Source organism: Hyphomicrobium sp. 01T421, assembly GCF_056398805.1.
The window spans coordinates 86,921-109,457 of sequence record NZ_JBFTQC010000004.1 but is presented as its reverse complement, the minus strand read 5'-3'; the positions used below and the strand labels follow the sequence as shown (position 1 = coordinate 109,457).

The window sequence follows — 22,537 nt, the reverse complement described above, 5'->3', positions numbered from 1 at the left end:
TTGCGGGGAGGGGTCAGGGGTGGGGGTCATATCGCAAGCTCGGTGCTTCGCGCCACACTTCGCGCCCGGCGGCCGGCTCCCCACAGGGGAGTCGCCGGGCGCAACTTAAAGAGCAATTACTTCGCCAGCTCGTCCYTCACCTTGGCCGCAAGCTGCGGCAGCGAGAACGGTTTCGGCAGGAACGCGAAATCGTCCGAGCCCATCGTCTCGCGGAAAGCTTCATTCGGATAACCCGAGACGAAGATCACCTTGATCGACGGATTGCGCTTCCTGAGTTCCTTGAAGAGCGCCGGACCGTCCATCTCCGGCATCACGACGTCGGAAACGACGATGTCGATCTCGCCTTCGTTGGCGGCCATCAACTCGAGGGCCTCCAAGCCGTCGGCGGCTTCGATCACATGATACCCCTGCCGCCGTAGCGCCCGCGTTGCGAAGTGCCGGACATCCGGTTCGTCCTCGACGAGAAGCACGCGGCCCGTGCCCGTGAGATCGGTCGCCGTAAGCTGCTTCTTGGCGGCGGCGATCGTTTGAGGAAGCACCGTTTCGACGTCCTCGCCGTCTTCGACGAAGTAACGAGGCAGGAACACCTTGAACGTCGTGCCCTTGCCGATCTCGCTCTCGGGCTGAATGAAACCGCCCGACTGCTTGACGATGCCGTAGACCGACGCGAGGCCGAGGCCCGTGCCCTTGCCGACGCCCTTCGTGGTGAAGAACGGCTCGAAGATTTTCTCCATGACCTCCGGCGCCATGCCGGTGCCGGTGTCCGCGACTTCGATCACGACGTACTCGCCGGGAGTAAAGCCCGGAACGCCGCTCATCTTCTGGCTTTCGCGCTCAGGCACGTTGCGTGTCTTGATCGTCAGCTTGCCGCCGTTCGGCATGGCATCACGCGCATTGCGGACGAGGTTCAAGACGACTTGATAGAGCTGATTGCTGTCGGCCTTCACGTACCAAAGATCGCGCTCGGCCTGCATCTTCAGATCGATTTTCTCGCCGACCTGCGTTTTTAGGACAGGCATCATCTCTGACGTCACGTCGCCGACGTCGACGACCGTCACCTGCTGCGTCTGCTTGCGCGAGAAGCCGAGAAGGCCCGCGACGAGGCTCGCCGCGCGGTTCGCCGCCGACTGGATGTTCTTGATGTCCCGGTAAGCCGCATCGCTCGGCCGGTGCGTTTGCAGCAGAAGATCTGAGAAGCCGATGATCGCCGTCAGCACGTTGTTGAAGTCGTGCGCGATGCCGCCGGCGAGGTTGCCGACCGCTTCCATCTTCTGAGCCTGCGCGACGCGGCCTTCGAGCACCTTCTGCTCCGTCGCGTCCATCACATAGAGAGCGGCTGCTGCTCCGCCTTGCACGGCGGCGAGCGGCGACATGTAAATGCGGCGCGTGAATTCGCGTTGCGCGCCGGCCGTGATTTCGATTGGCTGAATGTTGCCGCGGCCAGTGAGAGCTTCGCCAAGTCCCGCTTCGATGCGAAGACGCTCTTCGGGGTCCGCAGTACGGCACAGCGCTTCCGCCGCCAGCACGTCCTGCGCCGGCTTACCGTCGAGAACCATCCGCATGAAGGCGGTGTTGCAATTGGCGATCCGGCCTTCGGCATCGAGCGCCGCAATACCGAACGGCGCCGATTGGAAGAATTGCGATGCGCGCACATCCTGCTGCCCGCGATCGACGAGGCCAGCCGTCTGCCGGTTGATCGCCGTGATCGTGAAACCGAGTTCGGACTGATCGCCGACGGGCTCGACGAGCAACGTGAGCGCGACGATGCGGCCGTCCTGCCGCGTCAAATCGAGATCGATGACGCGCTGGTCGGCTTCCGGAATGGTCGCCATCAGCTTGAGAAGACGGAGACCCTCCGTGCCCGCGAGTTCCGCGAGGCCGAGATTGCGCACGCGCAACGCGCCCGCCGGATAGCCGAGCCATTGTTCGAACGCGGCGTTGACATGAAGGATCGCGCCACCGACGGACGACACCCACATGAAACCGGCCGGCATCGCGTCAAACGCCGCGAGAGAAGCCTCGAGTTTCTCGATGCGCTGAGCTTCGCGGCTCTTTTCGCTCGAAACATCGATGATCTGCCACGACACGAGTCGCTGACGCGGCGAAAGATCGGAGGTTGATTCATCGGACGGCGCAAACGGGCGCACGATGATGCGAACCCATGACGGGCGGCCCGCAACGCTCGGCCGCAGTCGAACATCTTCGCGCCGCGCCTCGCCCCGCTCCGCTGCCCGCGTCAGCTGGAAGTATGCCTGCGTTCCTTCCGCATCGCCCGTGAGCAAAGTCTCGAGCGCTGAAAAAGGCCCCGCCTCATGTCGTCCGAGAATGCGCTCGACGGCAGCATTCGCGTAAAGAACCGTGCCGTCGGAATTGGCGATGATTTGCGGCTCGTCGTGAGCGTCGATTGCGGCTTTTAGGAAGTCCGCGGGCGTCGACCGTGCGCCGAGCCTGATATGCCCGGCCACGATCCCGAAAAGCATGAAAATGCCGAACATCGCCAAAAGCGCGATGATGGTCAAAAGCAACGGCTCGCCCGAGCCGCTGGCCAGCAGCCCGAACAAAAGTGAGCCACCGGCGGCGGCGACAATGATAATAGGGAGGAAACCGCCGAACCCTTCCGCTGAGTTCAGCGGATCGATCGGGGCGGCATCCGTCCTCAACGCCTCGCGATCCTTCATGGACAGAGAATCTAGCTGATTCTCGAAAATCGAGACGTCGGACTGGGGCATGGACATGGAACTCAAACGCAACTGCAACTGTACCGCAACGGTGCGGCGATTTTCGCTTGCATAAGACTTCGCTTAAGAGAGTTAACATGCAGTCAACTCGGGGCTATCGAAGCCTTGAAGTTCGAAAGATATCGGCACAACCGGCAATCCGGCGGCGAGGCAATCAATGGAAACCTATATTTTTTGGACGTTCTTGCTGGCCGTTGTCGCTGTTCTCTGCGCGGGGGTGGCCGTGTTCGTCCGCGCCTATCTTACAGGAACTGCGCCGTCGGCCCTTTTGTTTCGGCCGAAAGGCGACCGCCGCCTCGATGTTGTAGATCAGGCCAGCGTTGATAGCCGCCGCAAGCTCGTCCTTATCCGGCGGGACGACGTCGAGCATTTGATAATGATTGGTGGCCCCGTCGATGTCGTCATAGAGACGGGAATCAATTCCTCTGGTGGGCGCGCAGCGACCGCAACGCCGAACGAAGCCGTGGCGGCGCCCGTGCGCCGAACCCCGATTTTCAGCCGCAGCCCTGAACCGGCGGAACACTTGTCCCCGCCGCCCAAACTTTAATTTCAATTAGCGCGATTGGTCGACGTCGCCGAAATCGGCCATCGTGAGCTTGCTGAGGTCAAGCCGCCGCGTTTCACTTGCGACGGGGCCGCCAACCCCCTTGGAACCGTTAGTAACGAGACTTGCTGGCGATAATTTCCAGCCGGCCGGATTGGCTTCCCGCAGCGGATGAGCCGCAACGGCGGCTTTCAATGGCTCGGCCTCGACAGGATTGAATTGCGGTAGGCCGCCTGTCGCGGCCGCAATAACGGCGGACAACAAGAAAGTAATACGAGCGCTCACGACGCAACCTCATCCTGACGCCTGCACGGCACGAGGTTGAATGTGAGCCGAAACCTTTAACGAGCCGTGAAGGACCGTTCGTTTTCGAAACGGCTCAGCCGGTGGCTGCGAGCCTATTCCTCGCGATAGACCTTCTCGCGCCGCTCGTGGCGCTCCTGCGCTTCGACCGAAAGCGTTGCGATGGGCCGCGCGTCGAGGCGCTTCAGGCCGATCGGTTCGCCGGTATCCTCGCAATAGCCATACGAGCCGTCCTCGATTCGGCCCAGCGCCGCTTCGATCTTGGAAATGAGCTTGCGCTGACGATCGCGCGTTCTGAGTTCCGTGGCCCGATCCGTTTCCGACGTAGCGCGATCCGCAAGATCCGCGTGCTGCGTTGAATCTTCGTGCAAGATCGCCAGCGTTTCTCGTGTCTGACGAAGAATCTCATCCTTCCAGTCGAGCAGGCGCTTGCGGAAATAAGCCTTGTGCATGTCATTCATGAAAGGCTCATTCTCCGAAGGCTTGTAGCCCGGCGGGAGAACGATATCTGCAATCTTTACGCGTGCAGCCATCTTGGTGCTTGTACCCTCTGACTTTTTCGGCGCTGCCGGCTTTGCGGCAGCCAATGTTCGTGCCGGCGCAATCGCCTGGCTCGGCTTCTGAGGCGCCGGCTTGCTAACGGGTGGAGCGATGTTCCCCGTCGGAGCCCTGGTCTGTGTCACTTTCGCAGCGGTCTTTGCCGCCTTGGCTTTTGACGTATCGGGCTTTTTAGCCTGAGCCGCCTTTGCAGCGCTCGCTAAAATTTTGTCATTCTTCACCGGCGGCCCGGCTTTCGCGACAGGCTTCTTGGCGACCGTCTTAGGCTTCGCCGTCTTCGTTCCGGTTGCCTTGCTCATCGTCCGCCTCTCCAGAGGCTGCGTTCGCTCGAGCCGATAGTCCTCCGCAGAAAAAAGTCGACCCTGACTCGGCCTCTTTCGGCCGACCCTTATCTATGGGTGAGGCCCCCCGAGTCAAGCTCGCTACGAAGCCATACTAAATTTGATAGATATAGCTTTGCTTCAATGATTACAGGCACTTATACTGAGATGGCGAATTCCTCAGCTATCAGCCTTTAACAGATCCTTGCCGAGGAGTGCGCTTCAGTCACCTTGCTCCACGCTCCTCAGGCCCCCTAGACACCCTCATGAACTTCGAAGGCACCTCCTCTTACGTCGCCACGCCCGACCTCAAGATCGCGGTCAACGCCGCGATTCGGCTCGAGCGGCCGCTCCTCATCAAGGGCGAGCCCGGCACGGGTAAATCGGTCCTCGCGACGGAGGTCGCGAAGGCCCTCGATGCCCCGTTGATCGAATGGCACATCAAATCGACGACGAAAGCGCAGCAAGGCCTTTATGAATATGATGCCGTTTCGCGACTGCGAGATGGTCAGCTCGGCGATGAGCGCGTCAAGAATATCGCCAACTATATCAAACGCGGCAAGCTGTGGGACGCATTCGAAGCGCCGAAACGCAGTGTGCTGCTGATCGACGAAATCGACAAAGCCGACATCGAATTCCCCAACGATCTTCTGCAAGAACTCGATCGGATGGAATTCTTCGTCTACGAAACGGGCGAGACGATCAAAGCCAAGACGCGTCCCGTGGTGCTCATCACCTCGAACAACGAGAAAGAGCTGCCGGACGCATTTCTCCGCCGGTGCTTCTTTCATTTCATCAAGTTCCCCGACGCCGAGACGATGCGCCGGATCGTCGATGTACATTTCCCGGGCCTGAAGAACCGTCTCGTCAATGATGCTCTTCGCGTTTTCTACGAACTTCGCGACGTTCCGGGCCTGAAGAAAAAGCCGTCGACATCTGAGCTTCTCGACTGGTTGAAGCTCCTCTTGCATGAGGACATCGACCCGGCGTTATTGAACGAGAAAGATCCGAGAAAGCTCGTTCCGCCGCTCGCCGGCGCTTTGATCAAGAACGAGCAGGATACTCATCTTCTTGAACGCCTTGCGTTCATGACGCGCCGCCGCAACGAATAGCTTAACGGCAGCCAGACTCTTAATTTCAATTCTCACTCACACAGATCGTTTGCTGTTAACGCCGGATACACGACCTCTTCTATTGCCTTGATTTCTCTTTCAGGTTGCGCCCCAATGAATGCGCGGCACACAAATGCTTGCTATAAAAAATGGAAGCGCGTGAAAGGGAGAAGTCAAAATGAGGAAATTTCTCGTCGCCTTGAGTGTGATCAGCGCTCTCGGACTTGTCGCCTGCGACAATTCCAAGGAAAAAGCCGAGGCCGACAAGGCTGCGACCGAAGCAAAGGCTTCTGCTGACAAAGCTGCAGCTGACACGAAGGCCGCTGCCGAAAAGGCTGCAGAAGAAACCAAGGCCGCAGCCGATAAAGCCGCCGCCGATGCGAAGGCTGCCGCCGACAGGGCAACCGAGCCCGCCAAGCCCAACCCATGATGCGCAACGCTCGCGGGCAGCACCCGCGAGCACCTCAGCAAAATGGAGGATACGCAAGCCATTCAAGGCACCGTCACGCGGCTAACGCAGTGCAGCGATCCAGCCGCCTTTTTAAAGGACCCAATAATCGAAAATGCCCGGCGACGCGCGTATTTGTCGCGAACGGTAACCACCATTGCGAGCCCTTGTGGCCATATAGGTTTCGGCAAGCCAATCCATTACGATTGGGGCAGTCGCAGAAGCGGCCGCGTCTCGGTATCCGGCGGAGCGGGACGGCGTCGCACTTTTCATCCCTCGTCAGCAGCCCGGGCGGCCCTGCGAGAACCGTTGGATAATTTCTATGTGTGGCATTTTCGGAATAATCGACCTTAAGGATAGGCGCTCCGTTCCGCTGTCCGTCTTGAAACGCGCGGCCGACGCGATGCTTCATCGCGGCCCCGACGAAGACGGCTACCTGCAGCGTCCCGGATTTGGATTTGCGTCGCGCCGTCTCAGCATCGTCGGCCTCGCCGACGGCCAGCAGCCTGTCTTCAACGAAGACAAGCAGATCGCGGCAATCTTCAATGGCGAGATTTTCGATCACGACGACTGGCGCCAGGATCTGAGAAACCGCGGCCACGTTTTGAAGACGCACTGCGATACCGAAATTTTCCCGCACATGTGGGAAGAGTTCGCAGAAGACATGTTCGCCAAGCTCAACGGCCAGTTCGCCGTTGCCCTGGCCGATGAACGCAAGCAGAAATTCATCCTCGCGCGCGACCGCTTCGGCATCTGCCCTCTCTTCTGGACACGCACGACACGGTTTGGCAGCGACTGGCTGATCTTCGGTTCCGAGATCAAGACGATTCTCGCGACCGGAATGGTCGAGCCGAAGCCGGACCAACGCGGCATCGATGCGGTCTTTAATTTCTTGGCTGTGCCCGGACCGTTCAGCTGCTTCGAAGGCATCAACATTCTGCCTCCGGGCAGATTCTTGACGATCTCGCGCGGCCGCAGCGGCGAAGACGCGACGATCAGTGAGCGCACCTATTGGGAAATGGATTTCCCAGCTGCGGGTCAAGAAGCACGCGGACAGAACGAGAAGAAACTCGTCGATGACTTCGAAAGCGTTCTCTACGAGGCTGTGAAGCGGCGCCTGCGCGCCGACGTTCCCGTTGCGTCCTACCTCTCGGGCGGCGTCGACTCGAGCACCGTCGTCGCGATGGCGAAGGACATCCTCGGCGCCGCACCGGCGACATTCACCGTCAAAATCCGCGACCCGAAGCTCGACGAAACCGAGCAGGCCGCGATCATCTCGAAGCACCTTTCCGCCGATCCCTACATCGTGCCTTGCGGATCGGACGACATCGTCGCGAACTACCAGAAATTGCTCGTCGCCACAGAAGCACCCGTGACGGACACCTCGTGCACCGCGCTGATGATGCTCGCCGGCAAAGTGAACGAACGCGGCTTCAAGGTCGCGCTGACTGGCGAAGGCTCTGACGAGTGGCTCGCCGGCTATCCCTGGTACAAGTTCGATCGCATCTTCGAATGGATGGGCAAAGCGTCGGCCGGCGTAGCACCGCAGCTCGCCGAGAAATTCTTATACCGCTGGCTCGGCTGCAGCGATGAGACCATCGCCTATTTTGTTCGCAACGCAGAGTCGTCGGGCGGCATGCACGCGTTCCAGCGATTCTACAGTCTTCTCGGCGCCTCGCGCCTCCGCTTCTACAGCTCGAGCATGCGCGCCAAATTGAGCGGCCACGATCCCTACGCGGCAATCGAGTCCGACATCTCGCGCGCGAAGACCTGGGATCCAGTCAATCGCGGCGTCTACTGGGCCGGAAAAATTCATCTGCCCGGACAGCTTCTGAGCCTCAAAGGCGATCGCATCGCCATGAGCCAGTCCGTCGAGATGCGCTATCCGTTTCTCGACAACAACGTCTTTGATTTCCTCGCCGGCATCGATCCGAAGTGGAAGTTCAAGGGCCTCACCGAGAAGTATCTTCTTCGCCGCGTCGCCGAAAAGTGGCTGCCGAAATCGGTCGCATGGCGGCCCAAGGGCATGTTCCGCGCGCCGCTCGACGGCTTCTTCCTCCAACAGCGGCTGCCGTACGTCGACGAACTCTTGAGCGATGCCTCGATCAAGAAGGCGGGATATTTCGATCCTGAAGCTGTGCGCGAATGGCGAGGAAAATATCAGGGACTGTCGCCCTGGGGCTATCAACGCAGCTCCGCCGAACTCGGGCTCGTTGCCGTGCTCGCAACGCAGCTCTGGCACCACACCTACATCGACCCGACGCTCGCCAATCTTCCGGGCTGGCGGACGATCGCAGGTGTTCCAACCGCCGAGCCCCGCGACCTCGGCTTCGCCGAGAGCGTGCCAGCGCTCGCGAGCTAGCACGTCTCGAGAAGTGATAGTGCGGTCTAGCGCAGCTTGCGCGGCCCGTAGCCCACTGTCATGAGCGCGATCGCGGACGCGACATTCTTTTCGATCTCTTCACGCGTCGGCCGCTCCGTGATCGCACCATAAAGCCGTGGGCGGATAATGGAGGCCTGTATCAGTTCCAAAAACTGCATTGCAGCGAAATAGGTATCGGCAATCTCGAGCCGCCCCGCCGCAACGTGGATGTCGAGATATTTGGCGAGCGCTGTTGCGACCCGCTTCGGTCCACGTTCGAAGAACTCGGTTCCGACTTCGGGCATCCGTTCAGCGACACCGATGACGATCCGATGCGCGGCGACGACGAACGGCTCGGACATGATCGTCAACACCTCGATGCCGAATTCCGTCAGAACGGTTTCAAACGGCTTCTCGTTATCGAGCAACGACAGGATCTCGGAGATATTGCGATCGCGTCTCTCGGCGCAGATCGCGGTGAAGAGATGCTCCTTGTCCTGGAAATAGACGTAGAGCGTCGCCTTTGAGACGCGCGCCTCGCGAGCAACGTCGCTCATGCTCGAAGCATCGAAACCCGCAGTCGAAAATATCCGGCCCGCACCCTCCAAAATTTGGCGGCGCTTCTGCGGATCGGTCCCCGCGGCGGGGCGACCGCCGCGCCGGTCTTCTCTCGCTGGGTCTGGGGTCAAATGCGCTGATTCCATGTGTGTCATCCTTATACGCTCTGAACTCGCGGTTCAGTACTCATACAATAAATAGAACCAAACGGTTCAGTTTCGTCTTGATAGTCACCCATCCGCGTTGTATGTCAAGTCATCAACTGAACCGGACGGTTTAATTCCGCGGTTTTGGAGGGAATTGGGTGTTATGGGTGGGAATTCGAGTAGTCGTCTGGCGCTGCGCCCCAGACCGAATGAGACCGGCACCGCATCGGGAGCCGATGAACGGCCGCGCTTAGGGTCCAACCCGAGCGCGCTTGCCCGGACGCAGGGGACAAAAGCAGACACCGCTCCAACGTCCGAGCAGCCCCACGCGCGCGAATCGAAATCCGAAACCACGACGGCGACCGGCCCGGCGAAGCCGGCATCCCGCCGCAAACCGATCTTCCTCGGCGTCGGCGCGCTCGCCCTCATGGGCGTCGCCTACTTCGCTTATGAATACATCACCGTCGGCCGCTTCCTCGTCTCGACGGACGACGCCTACGTCGGGGCCTACATGGCGATCATCTCGCCGAAGATCCCGGCCATCGTGGCCGAGGTGCCCGTCGTCGACAATCAGCAGGTGAAGGAAGGCCAAACGCTCGTGCGGCTGGACGACGGCGACTATCGCTTGGCGCTCGAGCAGGCCCAGTCGAAGCTCGCGACACAGTTCGCCGCCATCAAAACCTTCGATGCTCAGATAAAAGCGGCCGAAGCTTCCGGCGAACAAGCCCGCGCGCAACTCGACTCCGCGAAAGCCAACGTCGTCAAAACCGTCGCTGACTTCAAACGCACGGATGCATTGACCGCCAAGGATTACGCGACGAAAGCGTCGCTCGACGCCACCATCGCCGCGCGAGATTCCGCCTACGCTCAAGTCAAAGCCAACGAAGCCGCAATTCAATCCGCCGACGCCAACGTCGCGCTGCTTCACGCCCAGCGCGATCAGGCCGAAAAGGTCGCGAAGGAATTGCAGGTCGCAGTCGATCAGGCCGCGCGCGATCTCTCCTTCACCGTCATCCGCGCGCCCTTCGATGGCGTCGTCGGCAATCGCGGCGTCCAGGTCGGAGATTACGTAACGCCGGGCAAACGCCTCGCCGCGGTCGTGCCGCTCGACAAGGTCTTCGTAGATGCGAACTTCAAGGAAACGCAGCTTCCCGAAATCGTCCCGGGACAAACCGCGACGGTGCGCGTGGACGCTTTGAACGGCGAAACCTTGAAGGGCACCGTCGAAGGCGTCTCGCCCGCATCGGGCTCCCAGTTCTCGCTGCTGCCGCCTGAGAACGCCACGGGCAACTTCACGAAGATCGTTCAGCGCGTACCGGTTCGGATCACCATTCCCGCGGCGACCGCGCACAACAAATTGCGCCCCGGTCTCTCCGTCGTTGTCAGCGTCGATACGCGGACGACGCCGAAAGACACCGGTCCCGATCAAGCCGCGCTGCGATAGCTTCCGGCAAAAGGCGGCGCCAAGCCATGGCCGATTTGACCCTATCGCCCGACGAACCCAAGAAGCTCGAATGGATCGGCGTTACGCCGCGCCAGCTCGCGGGCTTCCTCGCCATGGTCTTCGGCATGTTCATGGCGATCCTCGACATTCAGATCGTCTCGGCATCGCTGAGCGAAATCCAGGCGGGGCTCTCAGCAAGCTCTGACGAGATTCCGTGGGTCCAGACGGCTTATCTCATCGCCGAAGTCGTGATGATCCCGCTGTCGGGCTTCCTCGCACGCGCCCTCTCGACGCGTGTGCTCTTCTTTACGGCCGCCGTCGGCTTCACGGCCGCGAGCGCCCTCTGCGCCACCGCGACGACGATCGACCAGATGATCCTCTACCGCGCGATCCAAGGGTTCATCGGCGGCGGCATGATCCCGAGTGTCTTCGCCGTCGCGTTCACGCTGTTTCCGCCGTCGAAGCGCAACATCGTTTCCCCCATCATCGGCCTCGTCGCGACGCTCGCACCGACGATAGGACCGACTGTCGGCGGCTATCTCACCGACGCCTTCTCATGGCACTGGCTGTTTCTCATCAACGTCGTGCCCGGCATCCTCGTCGCCATCGCCGTCTACTTCCTCGTCGACTTCGACAAGCCGAACTTGGCGCTCTTCGACCGCTTCGACTACGTCGGCCTCATCGCGATGGCGATGTTTCTTGGCTCGCTCGAATACGTGCTCGAGGAAGGCCCCCGTTACGACTGGTTCGACGACCAGACCATCGCAATCTTCGGAGTTCTGGCCGTTGTCGGAGCCATCGTCTTCTTCTGGCGCGCCGCGACCGCGAAAGATCCGATCGTCGAGCTTCGAGCTTTCAAGAATAGGAACTTCGCATTCGGTTCGGCTTTCAGCTTCACGATGGGCATAGGCCTCTACGGGCTGACATACGTCTATCCCGTGTACCTTGCGCAGGTGCGCGGCTACAGCTCCTTGATGATCGGCGAGACGATGTTCGTCACCGGCGTCGCGATGTTCCTGACCGCGCCGATCAGCGGGCGCCTCTCGAGCATCCTCGATCCGCGCATCATGATGTTGATCGGCTTCATCGGCTTTGCGGCCGGAACCTACATCGCGAGCGGCATCACGTCGGACTGGGATTTCTGGGAGTTGCTGCTTCCGCAGATCCTGCGCGGTTCCTCGCTGATGCTGTGCATGGTGCCGATCAATAACCTCTCGCTCGGCACGCTGCCGCCCGACCAGCTGAAGAACGCGTCCGGCCTTTTCAACCTGACGCGCAACCTCGGCGGCGCCGTCGGCCTGGCGATCATCAATACACTCCTGAACAAGCGTCTCGATCTCCATCTCGCACGCTTGCACGAGCAGGTTTCGTGGGGACATCCCATCGCCGAAGATCGCCTTGCGGGCATGCAACAGACATTCTCGAACGCGATGCAGGCCGACGGCGACATGGCGGCGCTGAAGAAGCTCGCGATGATGGTGCGCATGCAGGCCAATGTGCTGTCGTTTGCCGATCTCTTCCTGGTGCTGACCGTGCTATTCGCGTCTGCCGCGCTCTTCACGCTGCTCATGCGGAAGCCCGAAGCGGTTCCGGCCGAGGCCGCAGGCCACTGAAGGACAATAACGTTTCGCCGAACAGGTCACGCTCGCCGCTTGCCGTCGGTCACAAGCGAAAGCGCCCAGAAGAACAAGCCGCCGATCGCCAGCGCCACGCCGACCCAACCGGTCGACGTCCAACCATAACCGCCCGCGATGGCCATGCCGCCGAGCCAGGGGCCGAGGGCATTCGCCGTATTGAACGCGCTGTGATTGAGAGCGGCAGCGAGCGTCTGCGCTTCTCCGGCGACGTCCATCAAGCGCGTCTGCAGTGCGGTTCCGAGACCGCCTCCGCAGCCGATCATGAACACCACCAGCGTCACCGCGTAAATGTTGCCGGCCGCAAATGGGAAGAGCGCCAGCGACGCCATACTCCAAAGCAACAGGCCACCGACCGTCGGCATCAAGGCCCGATCAGCGAGCCGGCCGGTGACGTACGTGCCGACCGTCATGCCGACGCCGAAGAAGACGAGCACGATCGGCACCACGTAGGACGGAACGTGCGTGACGTCCGTCAGTGTCGATGAAAGATACGAATAGACGGCGAACATGCCGCCGAAGCCGATGGCGCCGATGGCGAGCGTGAGCCACACCTGCGGCCGCTTCAGCGCGTCAAGCTCGCGCAGCATGCTCGCTTCCTTGGTCGGCTGGTCTGCCGGCACATAGAACCAAATGAGTGAAACCGTCAGAGCTGCAAGAACACCGACGATCCCAAATCCCGAACGCCAGCCGAGCGCCTGCCCGATCCATGTCGCAACGGGAACACCGATCACCGTCGCGATCGTAAGACCGATAAGCACGCGGCCAACGGCCTGCGCCCGGGCGTTCGCCGGAACGAGCGACGCCGCAACGAGCATCGCGACACCGAAGTAAGCGCCGTGAGGAACGCCGCTGAGAAAGCGAAAGGCGACCATCGAGCCGTACGTCGGCGAAAGTGCTGTCATCACATTCAAGACGGCAAAGACAGTCATCAGCGTCAGAAGCAACGTGCGCCGCGACCAATTCGCGGCGAGCACGGCAATGACAGGAGCGCCAACGACGACGCCGAGTGCGTACGCACTGATGGCGTATCCGGCATCGGGCTCGGAAATTCCGAAAGTCGCCGCGAAATACGGCAACAGGCTCATGGCCGCGAATTCGGTCGTGCCGATTGCGAAACCGCCCATCGCCAGCGCGAAATGTACGAGGTTGACCTGACGGGGGGTCAGCTTCGCGTACGTTGTCTGCACGCTGTCAAAAGCTTCCGCCCTCACGTCCATGTACTAGCCTCTTCCTGTCGAGTTTCGCTGCATCGCAGGAAAGCGATGGCAAAGGTAACTAACGGCCTATGTTACGGAATTTGTTCCCCGTCGAGAGCCGAGCCATCGTCATTTTGCAACTGCGAACTGTCGCACGCTCATAGCTCCGCGCTCATCCCGCGTGATTACGGACGCGCGGCCCGTCGCTGCGACGGAACGCCCCCACTCGCAACATGAGCCTGTTCCACGCGGAACAGCGGCACCAGCCCCGCCGCATCACACGAGATCATCCGCCCCGAAGCCAACGCGGCTCGGCATTCCGGCAAATTCTCGCGTTCGAATAATTCAGGGAGACGGCGATGGAATTGAAGCGAACCAAAATCACGGCCCGCGTGTGTGCCGTTCTTTCACTTGTCGCGATCACACATCCGGCATGGGCAGTCGATCGCCCCATCCAAAAGCTAGGACTCTCCGCACCCGTCGCGAAGGCCAGCCTTCGGAGAGCAACACTCGGCAAGTCGAAGCAGATGGCCGCGTTACCTGCGGGCAAAATCCGAAACCTCAACAGCCGCACAGCGCACCGGTCTACCCTGGTCCATCAAGCGCTCGCCATTGCCTCCACGGCACGCGCCGGCAAAACCGGACCTGAAGCCGAAAGCCTTCTTGATCAGCGCACGTCATGGCGCGCGCGCTTCACATCGCCGTCCATGAAAGATGCAATCGGCAAACTTCGCGAAGCCGCTGGCTTTCGCTGAAGATAAAGCGCTGTAAGACCAGGCGCTGAGGCGAGCCCGCATCTCTCCTAGGCGTGCCGCAAAAAGCCGCGGCGCGGCCATGCCTGCTTCCTCTCCATCAATTAACAAAATTAATTCCTTCGGCTTTCGCCTCTCCGATTTTGTCGCCCGAATTACCGATTGGCCCGTTTATGCAGGCCAAAATGGAATCTAATTGCTGCCTCGCAATATCCGCCTTGACCCTAAATTAATGATATCGCTTCAGCTTAGCTCAAGATTGGAACAAGTGACGGAGACTGCTGAATTAATTGGCATTTCTGCCTGTTAATTAGGCGCTACGCTGATCCGATTTGAAATGGGAATATCGCGCCGATCTTCGGCTCGACGGGGGATGAGAGCTTTAGACATGTTTGATAGCGGGGACCGCTTTCGCTCATTCTCGCAGTTGAGAAAGCTATATGCGGCCGATAACGACGGCCTTGCTCGCGCGCTCGCCGTGGCGATCATATTCGGCGTCGTCTCCTATCTGTCTATTGCCTATACCCAGAACGTCGATGGCATAGCGACCGTCTGGCCGGCGAATGGAATAACGCTTGCCGCAGTGATCCTCGCGAAACGGCCATGGCGCCGGCACCAAATTCTCTTTCTTTGTTTCATTGCGAATATCATCGCGAATATCTTCGCGCATCGCGAGTTGGCAACCAACATCGGCTTCGCGCTGACAAATACCCTCGAGACCTATGTTGCATTTCGCATAATCAACTTCAAAGAACCGAAGCCATCTGAATTCCGCAGTCTCCGCTTCCTGATGTCGTTCTCGATCGCCGCCACGGCAAGTTCGGCCATCGCGGCAATAGCAGCGGCCTTTATCGCCGCGGCGACGTACCAAGCCGTAACACTCCATGTGTTCACGTCCTGGTTCTTCGCGGACTTGCTGGGTTTGCTGACTGTCACTCCCGCGATCGTCCGCCTTCGTCTGGCCCGCACGACGCCCTCGTCAACGGTATCGAGCTGGGAAACGTACGCGCTCTTCACGGCCCTCGCGATTACGATGGTTCTGGTTGTCGGCCTGCCTGAACGATACCTCGCGTTCCTCATTATGCCTGTGCTCGTGCTGATCGCCTGCCGCCTCGGACCCAATGCGACGTCGGCCGCGACGTTGCTGATGTCGGCCGCCGTGCTCGCATGCACCGCCATCGGCCTTCAAAATGGCCAGCAGATCTCGCCGCTGGCTCTGCTTACAGACGTCCAGATGACGCAGCTTCTGATCCTCACCGCGTTTCTGACGGTCATGCCGCTCGCCGAAACAATCGATTCACAGTCGCGCCTGCAGGARCGCCTCTCGGCGGAAATCGCTCTGCGCGATGGGTTGAACGATCACCTTCAGACCCAGGAACAGGCCATTTCCGAGCAGAAGGCCGAGCTTGAGAAGATGCACAACCGGTTGAAGGAGGCGATTGAAATCCTCCCCGAGGGCATCGTGATCCTCGATGCCGACAACCGGTACGTCGCCTGGAACAAAAAGTACGCCCAGATTTATCATCGCGCCATCGATACGATCGTCGTCGGAGGCAGCCTCGAAGAAGCGGTGCGCATCGGCCTAGAGCGCCAGATGTATCCCGAGGCTTTCGGGCGCGAAGAAGCCTGGCTCGCCGAGCGTCTGAAGAACCTTCGCACACCCGCCCTTCCACACGAGCAGCTTCTCGACGATGGCCGTTGCTATCTGATCGAGGAATGCCGGACCAGCGAGGGCGGCCTGATCAGCCTGCGCATCGACATCACCGAGATGAAGCAGCGCGAAGCATCGATCCGGCTGCTGTTCGAGAACAACCCCTTGCCGATGTTCGTCGTCAGCCGGGACCAGATGGCCATACTCGCCGTCAATAACGCTGCGGCTTCTCACTACGGCTACACTCGCCGGGATTTCTCGCGTCTGTCGCTACGGGAAATTCAGAGCGGCGACCTCATTTTGCCGCTCGAAAGCAGCGTCCAGCATATTGGTCAGACCGACGATCCGCAGTCGTTCAAGCATTACCGCCGCGACGGACGTTCGATGGAAGTCGAAGTCTACGTCCGTCCGCTCGTACATGAGGGCCGCGATGCTCTTCTGATCGCCGCCATCGATGTGACCGAACGCCGGAAGGCGGATCGCAAGGCGGCCTACATGGCCCGCCACGACGCGTTGACGTCCCTCCCCAACCGCCACTTGCTTGCCGAGCGCATGCAGCTTGCGATGGCGCGGGCGAAACGCGGAGACCGCATGGCGCTTCTCTTGCTCGACCTCGACAATTTCAAAGTCGTGAACGACACGCTCGGCCACGCCGCCGGCGACGAATTATTGCAGGTCATGGCCGACCGCCTCACCAAGACGCTGCGCGAAACCGATACCGTGGCTCGTCTCGGCGGCGACGAATTCGCGGTGCTGATTGTGGACCTCGATCACCCATCGAGCGCGACGAAACTAGCCGAGCGCCTGATCAGCATCCTCAGCGAGCCCGTACGCATCGGCACGAAGGACGTCATCTGCGGCGGCAGCGTCGGCATCGCGATGGCCCCGGATCATAGCTGTGATCCGATCGAACTCTTCCGCCTCGCCGACCTTGCGCTCTATGCGGCCAAAGAAGATCAAAGAGGGACCTACCGGCTTTTCGAGCGCGAACTCGACGCCAAGGTCAAGGCGCGCAATCTTCTCGAAACCGAGGTGCGCGACGCCATCAACAACAACGAATTCGAACTCCACTACCAGCCGATTTTCTGCGTACAGACGATGACGGCAGTCGGAGCCGAAGCGCTGCTTCGCTGGAGGCATCCCCGTCTCGGCCTTGCCTCACCCGCCGACTTCATTCCCATCGCCGAGGAAATCGGCATGATCGCCGATCTCGGCGCGAAGGTCCTGCGCCAGGCATGCAAGGAAGCGATGGCGTGGCCCGACCAGACAAGCGTCTCTGTCAACGTCAGCGCCATTGAGCTCGAAGCCGAAAGCTTCGTCGACACCGTCAAGACGGCCCTCGCCGAATCCGGCTTGCCGAGTCACCGCCTCATAATTGAAGTCACTGAATCGACCATTATGAAGGACGTGCAGCTCGCGACCCATATTCTTCGGCAGGTCTGCGATCTCGGCGTGGAAATCGCGATGGACGATTTCGGCACGGGCTACTCCTCGCTCAGCTCGCTGACCAAGGTCCCCTTCCAGAAGATCAAGATCGACCGGTCCTTCGTCCGCGATCTCGCGATCTCGATGGAAGCCCGCGCCATTCTTTCGACCATCGTCGAGCTGGCCCGGACCCTCGGCATGCGGACGACGGCCGAAGGCGTCGAAACGGCGGAGCAGTTCGAAATCGTCAAGGACTACGGCTGCACGTTGGCGCAAGGCTTCCTGTTTCAGAAAGCGCAACCCTCAGACGTCATAAGGGAAATTCTCCGGGCAGAACCGGACACCCGGCAGAACGCCGCCTGACACCAGAAGAAATGGCGGAAAAATGAACGACTCGTCTGAACACCGATTTTCGTTTCGCGACCGGGCTGGGCCCCTACTCACATCGCGCGATTTTCCTGACGGCCTATCATCCAAACGGATGATATAAAGCCGCGTTCGCCGCTGCTACGAATACCGTATTGCATCTACCTATGTATTCTAGAGTACTATTGCACGAGGGCCGCCCTTGGCAGAGTTTTATAACAATGCCAAAGGCGGCCTTCTTGATTTCATCGCCAGCCTCGCGGCAACCTCAGCTCAATTGCCCAAGCGCCCGTTTCTTTCGACGGCATCGTTGAGAGCCGTCGCGCTTGAATGGACAGCAACACGCCGCGTGCTGCAATTGGCGCGAGCAATATAGACCTTCACGCCGTCCGCCCTCACGCCGGCCACGGCATCGCCCGAAACCACGGAAGCCGCGATATGCTCGCAGACATCGCGAGACATCCACTGCGTCTGCAGATCGCCATTGGCGAGCGTTGCAACGAGCAGCGAACGATTGTCGAGGGCGACGGGAGTGTCACGGGATACGGGATATTCTGGTTTTACCGGAAGGCTCGCCGTGCCGCCTGCAGACGCGACAAGAACGACGGAGGCAACGACCTTAGACGCCGTAGAACCCAACATCACATACTCCCCTCACTCAAAGCGCACTAAGCAGCATGAGAGGCTGGCATCCGCCAACCACGCGGCCGTCGGATTCCCACACAATTCGAGTAGTACACAGGCTCCTGTGTAAAACCTCGCGGCATACCGGCCGCGTTCGAACATCACGCGCGCGAGCGGACGCAACGAAAAACCCGGCCTCTTTCGAGACCGGGCAATTCATTCAGGCTTGCTCGGAGTTAGTCGCAGTAGCGATATCCATGACGCCAGTAGCAACCGCCGTAGGCATCAGCCGCGGCTGCACCAACGATCGCAGCGCCAATACCGAGCGCAATCCAACGGCCATTGTGCCAATAGCCACGGCCGCGATGATGACCGTAACGGCCACGATCATATCCGCCGTGAGCGTAATGCCGGCCGCCGTATCCGTGACGCGGACCTGCATCGGCCGTCGTGGAGATCATTGCGAGTGGCAAAGCGGATGCCAGCGCGGCAGCAATACCGATATATTTCCTCATTGCGTTCCTCCAACTTGGCGGGATGCCCCCGCGAGCTCGTAACCGATCAAACACCCGACGACCCGATTTGGTTTCAAACCGGCGTGTTGCATCGTGCTCGAATTCGTATATGGGGAAGATTAATGAGCCACTTCAGATGGCTATACGCCGCCGCGGGATCGCCGCCGAATTGCAATTTCATTCATCCGATATTCACATTCCATTGCTGCCTTAATTCCAGTGGAATTGTCAAACCGCCAGCCTCCGGCATTTGCTCCGAAAGATCTTTTTCAGAAATCTCGCCCAGCTCATGGCGTTGCGCTTCAGCGAAACACAGCGGTTAACCTCAGTACCTGCGGTACCGCCTGCCATAGGAGGAGCGATAATGTTTTCCCGTCCTACATGCCGGACTGTCCGTGCCACTCGTGCAACCGTACCGGTGCAAAAACTCGGCGTCGCGCTCGCTCACCGGGCCGCCAGCGCGCGCGTTGGCGCGAGCAGCCTCTAACTCTCCTGCTGCAGGCCCCCCTCCGGCTTCGGCCGGAACAGCCGCAGCGAGCATAGCCATTCCGGCAGCTATCGCTATCAATCGTGACATCGCATGACCTCCAGGCTTCAGAAAACTTAAGTCGGGAGTCGCTCAAACAATTCAAGCTCCGCGCCGGACGACAAAATCTTCCCGGCCGGGCATGTCATGGTGATATCGTGACTAAACGCTCCTCGCGCAGACGGTTTTGGGTTGCGCATCGCTGATATGCCGCCAAGGGAGATCGGAAAATGTTCGGACCTATCATTTCGATCGTATTGCTCATTTACATTTTCTTATGCCTGCGGATCCTTCGGCAATACGAGCGAGGCGTCGTTTTTGCACTCGGCAAATTCGCAGGCGTTCGAGGGCCAGGGCTGATTTTCCTTTTGACCCCGCTCCAAACGATGACGCGCGTTTCGCTCCGCACCGTCACGATGCAAATTCCGTCCCAGAAAATCATCACCAAGGACAACGTATCGATCGATATCGCGGCCGTCGCCTACTACCATATTTCAGATCCCGAGAAGGCGGTCATCGCGATCGAGAATGTCTACGAGGCGATCAATCAGATCAGCCAAACGACCGTCCGGAACGTCGTCGGCCGCTTCTCGCTCGATCAGCTCTTGGCACAAACGACGGACGTCAACGAGCTGATCAAGGAAGTCATCGACACGCACACCGTGCCGTGGGGTACAGTGGTCACGGCAGTCGAAATCAAGGACATATTCCTCCCCGACAACATGCAGCGCGCGATGGCGAAGGAAGCCGAAGCAGAACGCGAGCGCCGCGCGAAAATCGTCGCCGCCGAAGGTGAATTCCAGGCGGCCGTGAAACTCGGCGAAGCCGCCGATATTATCACTCAGCATCCGGTCGCCCTGCAATTGCGAACGCTGCAGACGATGGCCGAGATCGCGACCGAGAAGAATTCGACCATCATCTTCCCAGCGCAGTTCATGACCACGGTCCAAGAGGCGCTGGCGACATTGAAGCCGGCGCCGAAATCCGAAGAGGTGCTCGCCCGGCGCAACGGCGATGATGCGAAGCCGATGTGAAATCACGCGCCGGAAGCGCAGCCAACGATCGGCACGGCGAGGAACCCCGAGCACTCGCTCCACGTTGCCCGAGACCGCACGCCGGCTGGGCGGCCGCGCCCGTTGAGCGCAAAGTGTCGATCGCAAGGAGATGGTTTTATGGCGGATAGCATCCTCGTCTTTTACGGTTCCTATCGAAGCGACCGAAAGGGTATCCGCCTTGCAGACTTCATCGTCTCCGAACTCCGCGCCCGCGGCGCCGACGTCGAGTTTATCGACGCCAAGGCGGTCGGCCTGCCGATGCTCGATCGGATGTATAAAGAATATAAGCCGGGGTCCGCGCCGCCGGCGATGGAAGAGCTCGCGAAGAAAATCAAAGCGGCCCATGCCTTCGTCTTCGTGACGGGAGAATACAATTGGGGAATGCAGCCGGGCCTGAAAAATCTCACCGACCATTTCCTGGAGGAGTGGTATTGGCGTCCGGCGGCGATAGCCAGCTATTCCGCGGGCCGGATCGCCGGCGCCAGATCGAGTTTTACCTGGCACGGCACACTGTCGGAGATGGGAATGGTCGTCATCTCCTCGACACTCGCGGTTGGCCCGATAGCCCAGACGCTCGACGACAAAGGCGAGCCAGTCGGCGAACCGGGAGCCGCGCTCAAAAAAGCGTTCCCGCGGTTTGCAGATGACCTCGCATGGTGGACAGAAGCCGCCCGGACCCAGTGCGCCCGCAAACAACCGCCCTATTGATCAATCATCGAGACGCCACTGACGCAGCACGCGCCGCCGAGAGGGGCGCTGTGGGCGCAAATTTTGCCCCTGTTGCGCCCCGACCGTATGTCGACAAGGATCGCAGCCCCAACGTTCCCGGCAACGTGCCGGAACTGGCGATGGCATCGCGGCCAGATTAGCCGCGATGTCTCCCGATTACTGCTGTCGGGTTGTCTTAGTGGGCGTTGCGCCATTAACTGCGAAAAAGAGACCCTGGGAATCCGCATAAATTCCCGTAGCGGCTTCGTCTGCACACTCCCGGCACTCCACAAGGATCGCGTGCACATCACGCCGGTTCGGAATGGCTTTCGGCGGTATCACGACCTGAACCTCGTGCGCCTGCGCCGAGAGTCGCAGCCCGCCGTCAGGGAGAACGTCCACTTCACATACACGCTTCTCAAGCGCATCGAGAGAACAGTCGTGCCATGTATTCGGGTCGGCCTTATAGGCGTATGACACCTTCCGCAATTCACCGACTCCCGCATTCGAAAAGAGTTTGACCAGAAAATGCGGATACATGACTGCTTCGCCTTCAAAGAGATATTCAGAGACGATGACGTCCTCCTTCGAGGCTGTCCCGAATATGTAATCGGCTACTTTGGTCTGTCGCTTTTTCAAGGCGCCGGATAGCTCGCGCAATTCCATTCGCTTGCTGAGAACGGCCTCTCCGTGCAACTCGAAGATGCTGGAACAAAACTTCGGATACAAACGAAGAATTTTTTGGATTGAAACATCCAGATAAGGCGGCGGCGTAACCGCGGCAACGATCTCTTCGATGTAGCGATAATAGGAATGCACGCTGCTCGAGATGAGGGCCGTCAGATCCTTTGCATAATGACCCCAGTCCGCATCAGGGCCCGTAGCAAGATAGGCTGCGATATGCTCGAGCTTAGGTCCATGAAAATGCAACACCGAGATGGATCGGTTGAAGCCAAAGAACGGTCGCCAGTTCAAGCCCGCCGGCAACGGATCGAACTTGTCGCGGAAAAATGCGTTGAAGAGCGGCTCGTCCATCCCCGGAAGGAACTTGAACAAGTTGCTTTGACAGAACGCGAAAAATTCGTCTTCAACCGAACGAAACCGTTCGACGTTGAAATAGAGAACTCCGCTGTTGAAGCGATCGGTCTGGCTGAGCAGTTGCCTCGGACCAGCCGAAAAAAAGTCTGGCTTCAATTCCGACGTCTGTGGGTCGCAAAAGAAGAAGACGTCGCAGTCGGTATAAAACGCGTGCTCGTCGCCGGCCGCAATGCGGGGGATCTCCGCGCGAAGAAAAGCGCCCTTTCCGTGGATCGGATAGTTCGACGTGCGGTGCGCGTTTTCAATGATGTCCGCCAAGCGTGAACGCGAGATGATCACCTCGACGTCCAACGCCTTCAACCGGCCGACGAGCGGATCGTCCGCGGGGCCGTCGAAGAGGCAGACCGGATGCAGGCTCGTGTTTTTACGCGCGCTCTGTACTGCGAGCTCCGCCCATGCACCAATTTCGCGATTGGCGCCGAAGGCGTCCAGGCAAAAGTACCACTTCAAT

At 59.8% G+C, this 22,537-nt stretch carries 18 protein-coding genes; 10 read left to right on the top strand and 8 right to left on the bottom strand.

What is annotated here, in order from left to right:
• Positions 1–116: 116 nt before the first annotated feature.
• Positions 117–2,729 (bottom strand): ATP-binding protein, encoded by a 2,613-nt coding sequence (locus tag AC1DK3_RS19270; protein WP_477193859.1) that lies wholly within the window; start codon positions 2,727–2,729, stop codon positions 117–119.
• Between the two features lie 166 nt (positions 2,730–2,895).
• Between AC1DK3_RS19270 and AC1DK3_RS19265 the strand changes: the two genes are divergently transcribed.
• On the top strand, positions 2,896–3,285 hold the full coding sequence (locus AC1DK3_RS19265; RefSeq protein ID WP_477193858.1) for a flagellar biosynthetic protein FliO: 390 nt from the start codon (positions 2,896–2,898) through the stop codon (positions 3,283–3,285).
• A gap of 6 nt (positions 3,286–3,291) precedes the next feature.
• On the opposite strand, the gene AC1DK3_RS19260 is transcribed toward AC1DK3_RS19265, so the two are convergent.
• Together AC1DK3_RS19260 and dksA are read right to left on the bottom strand one after the other, a co-directional pair.
• Positions 3,292–3,567 (bottom strand): hypothetical protein, encoded by a 276-nt coding sequence (locus AC1DK3_RS19260; protein WP_477193857.1) that lies wholly within the window; start codon positions 3,565–3,567, stop codon positions 3,292–3,294.
• Positions 3,568–3,680: 113 nt separating this feature from the next.
• Positions 3,681–4,118, bottom strand: coding sequence for an RNA polymerase-binding protein DksA (gene dksA, locus AC1DK3_RS19255; RefSeq protein WP_339086892.1), 438 nt, complete (start codon positions 4,116–4,118; stop codon positions 3,681–3,683).
• A gap of 611 nt (positions 4,119–4,729) precedes the next feature.
• Here dksA and AC1DK3_RS19250 point away from each other — a divergent pair.
• The 3 genes from AC1DK3_RS19250 (at position 4,730) to asnB (ending at position 8,385) form a co-directional block, all read left to right on the top strand.
• Positions 4,730–5,575, top strand: coding sequence for an AAA family ATPase (locus AC1DK3_RS19250; protein WP_339083330.1), 846 nt, complete (start codon positions 4,730–4,732; stop codon positions 5,573–5,575).
• A 178-nt stretch (positions 5,576–5,753) separates the two neighbouring features.
• On the top strand, positions 5,754–6,005 hold the full coding sequence (locus tag AC1DK3_RS19245; RefSeq protein ID WP_477193856.1) for a hypothetical protein: 252 nt from the start codon (positions 5,754–5,756) through the stop codon (positions 6,003–6,005).
• A 340-nt stretch (positions 6,006–6,345) separates the two neighbouring features.
• A complete protein-coding gene (gene asnB, locus AC1DK3_RS19240) occupies positions 6,346–8,385 on the top strand; it encodes an asparagine synthase (glutamine-hydrolyzing) (protein ID WP_477193855.1) in 2,040 nt (679 codons plus the stop codon).
• A gap of 26 nt (positions 8,386–8,411) precedes the next feature.
• Here the strand turns inward: asnB and AC1DK3_RS19235 are convergent, their stop codons facing one another.
• Positions 8,412–9,089 (bottom strand): TetR/AcrR family transcriptional regulator, encoded by a 678-nt coding sequence (locus AC1DK3_RS19235; protein ID WP_477193854.1) that lies wholly within the window; start codon positions 9,087–9,089, stop codon positions 8,412–8,414.
• Positions 9,090–9,252: 163 nt separating this feature from the next.
• On the opposite strand from AC1DK3_RS19235, the gene AC1DK3_RS19230 reads away from it, so the two are divergent.
• Together AC1DK3_RS19230 and AC1DK3_RS19225 are read left to right on the top strand one after the other, a co-directional pair.
• Positions 9,253–10,533: an HlyD family secretion protein gene (locus AC1DK3_RS19230; RefSeq protein ID WP_477193853.1), complete on the top strand. Its 1,281-nt coding sequence runs from the start codon at positions 9,253–9,255 to the stop codon at positions 10,531–10,533.
• A gap of 26 nt (positions 10,534–10,559) precedes the next feature.
• Positions 10,560–12,146: a DHA2 family efflux MFS transporter permease subunit gene (locus tag AC1DK3_RS19225; protein WP_477193852.1), complete on the top strand. Its 1,587-nt coding sequence runs from the start codon at positions 10,560–10,562 to the stop codon at positions 12,144–12,146.
• A 26-nt stretch (positions 12,147–12,172) separates the two neighbouring features.
• Here AC1DK3_RS19225 and AC1DK3_RS19220 read toward each other — a convergent pair whose 3' ends face one another.
• Positions 12,173–13,387 carry an MFS transporter gene (locus tag AC1DK3_RS19220; protein WP_477193851.1) on the bottom strand — a complete coding sequence of 405 codons (1,215 nt, stop codon included), beginning with the start codon at positions 13,385–13,387 and terminating at the stop codon, positions 12,173–12,175.
• 338 nt (positions 13,388–13,725) lie between these two features.
• On the opposite strand from AC1DK3_RS19220, the gene AC1DK3_RS19215 reads away from it, so the two are divergent.
• Complete coding sequence (locus tag AC1DK3_RS19215) at positions 13,726–14,121, top strand: hypothetical protein (RefSeq protein ID WP_477193850.1); 396 nt, start codon at positions 13,726–13,728, stop codon at positions 14,119–14,121.
• A 385-nt stretch (positions 14,122–14,506) separates the two neighbouring features.
• Positions 14,507–17,557, top strand: coding sequence for a bifunctional diguanylate cyclase/phosphodiesterase (locus tag AC1DK3_RS19210; protein WP_477193849.1), 3,051 nt, complete (start codon positions 14,507–14,509; stop codon positions 17,555–17,557).
• Between the two features lie 276 nt (positions 17,558–17,833).
• On the opposite strand, the gene AC1DK3_RS19205 is transcribed toward AC1DK3_RS19210, so the two are convergent.
• Positions 17,834–18,202, bottom strand: a complete 369-nt coding sequence (locus AC1DK3_RS19205; RefSeq protein WP_477193848.1) for a hypothetical protein — start codon at positions 18,200–18,202, stop codon at positions 17,834–17,836.
• A 218-nt stretch (positions 18,203–18,420) separates the two neighbouring features.
• Positions 18,421–18,699, bottom strand: a complete 279-nt coding sequence (locus AC1DK3_RS19200; protein ID WP_477193847.1) for a hypothetical protein — start codon at positions 18,697–18,699, stop codon at positions 18,421–18,423.
• Positions 18,700–19,455: 756 nt separating this feature from the next.
• Between AC1DK3_RS19200 and AC1DK3_RS19195 the strand changes: the two genes are divergently transcribed.
• Positions 19,456–20,259 carry an SPFH domain-containing protein gene (locus AC1DK3_RS19195; protein ID WP_477193846.1) on the top strand — a complete coding sequence of 268 codons (804 nt, stop codon included), beginning with the start codon at positions 19,456–19,458 and terminating at the stop codon, positions 20,257–20,259.
• 138 nt (positions 20,260–20,397) lie between these two features.
• On the top strand, positions 20,398–20,988 hold the full coding sequence (locus AC1DK3_RS19190; RefSeq protein WP_477193845.1) for an NADPH-dependent FMN reductase: 591 nt from the start codon (positions 20,398–20,400) through the stop codon (positions 20,986–20,988).
• A 177-nt stretch (positions 20,989–21,165) separates the two neighbouring features.
• Here AC1DK3_RS19190 and AC1DK3_RS19185 read toward each other — a convergent pair whose 3' ends face one another.
• Positions 21,166–22,536, bottom strand: a complete 1,371-nt coding sequence (locus tag AC1DK3_RS19185; RefSeq protein ID WP_477193844.1) for a hypothetical protein — start codon at positions 22,534–22,536, stop codon at positions 21,166–21,168.
• Between the last annotated feature and the right edge of the window lies 1 nt (position 22,537).

Coding starts and splice junctions, on each gene's coding strand:
- AC1DK3_RS19265 (WP_477193858.1), top strand. CDS start 2,896: ATGGAAACCTATATTTTTTGGACGTTCTTGCTGGCCGTTGTCGCTGTT.
- dksA (WP_339086892.1), bottom strand. CDS start 4,118: ATGGCTGCACGCGTAAAGATTGCAGATATCGTTCTCCCGCCGGGCTAC.
- AC1DK3_RS19250 (WP_339083330.1), top strand. CDS start 4,730: ATGAACTTCGAAGGCACCTCCTCTTACGTCGCCACGCCCGACCTCAAG.
- AC1DK3_RS19245 (WP_477193856.1), top strand. CDS start 5,754: ATGAGGAAATTTCTCGTCGCCTTGAGTGTGATCAGCGCTCTCGGACTT.
- asnB (WP_477193855.1), top strand. CDS start 6,346: ATGTGTGGCATTTTCGGAATAATCGACCTTAAGGATAGGCGCTCCGTT.
- AC1DK3_RS19235 (WP_477193854.1), bottom strand. CDS start 9,089: ATGGAATCAGCGCATTTGACCCCAGACCCAGCGAGAGAAGACCGGCGC.
- AC1DK3_RS19230 (WP_477193853.1), top strand. CDS start 9,253: ATGGGTGGGAATTCGAGTAGTCGTCTGGCGCTGCGCCCCAGACCGAAT.
- AC1DK3_RS19225 (WP_477193852.1), top strand. CDS start 10,560: ATGGCCGATTTGACCCTATCGCCCGACGAACCCAAGAAGCTCGAATGG.
- AC1DK3_RS19220 (WP_477193851.1), bottom strand. CDS start 13,387: ATGGACGTGAGGGCGGAAGCTTTTGACAGCGTGCAGACAACGTACGCG.
- AC1DK3_RS19215 (WP_477193850.1), top strand. CDS start 13,726: ATGGAATTGAAGCGAACCAAAATCACGGCCCGCGTGTGTGCCGTTCTT.
- AC1DK3_RS19205 (WP_477193848.1), bottom strand. CDS start 18,202: ATGTTGGGTTCTACGGCGTCTAAGGTCGTTGCCTCCGTCGTTCTTGTC.
- AC1DK3_RS19200 (WP_477193847.1), bottom strand. CDS start 18,699: ATGAGGAAATATATCGGTATTGCTGCCGCGCTGGCATCCGCTTTGCCA.
- AC1DK3_RS19195 (WP_477193846.1), top strand. CDS start 19,456: ATGTTCGGACCTATCATTTCGATCGTATTGCTCATTTACATTTTCTTA.
- AC1DK3_RS19190 (WP_477193845.1), top strand. CDS start 20,398: ATGGCGGATAGCATCCTCGTCTTTTACGGTTCCTATCGAAGCGACCGA.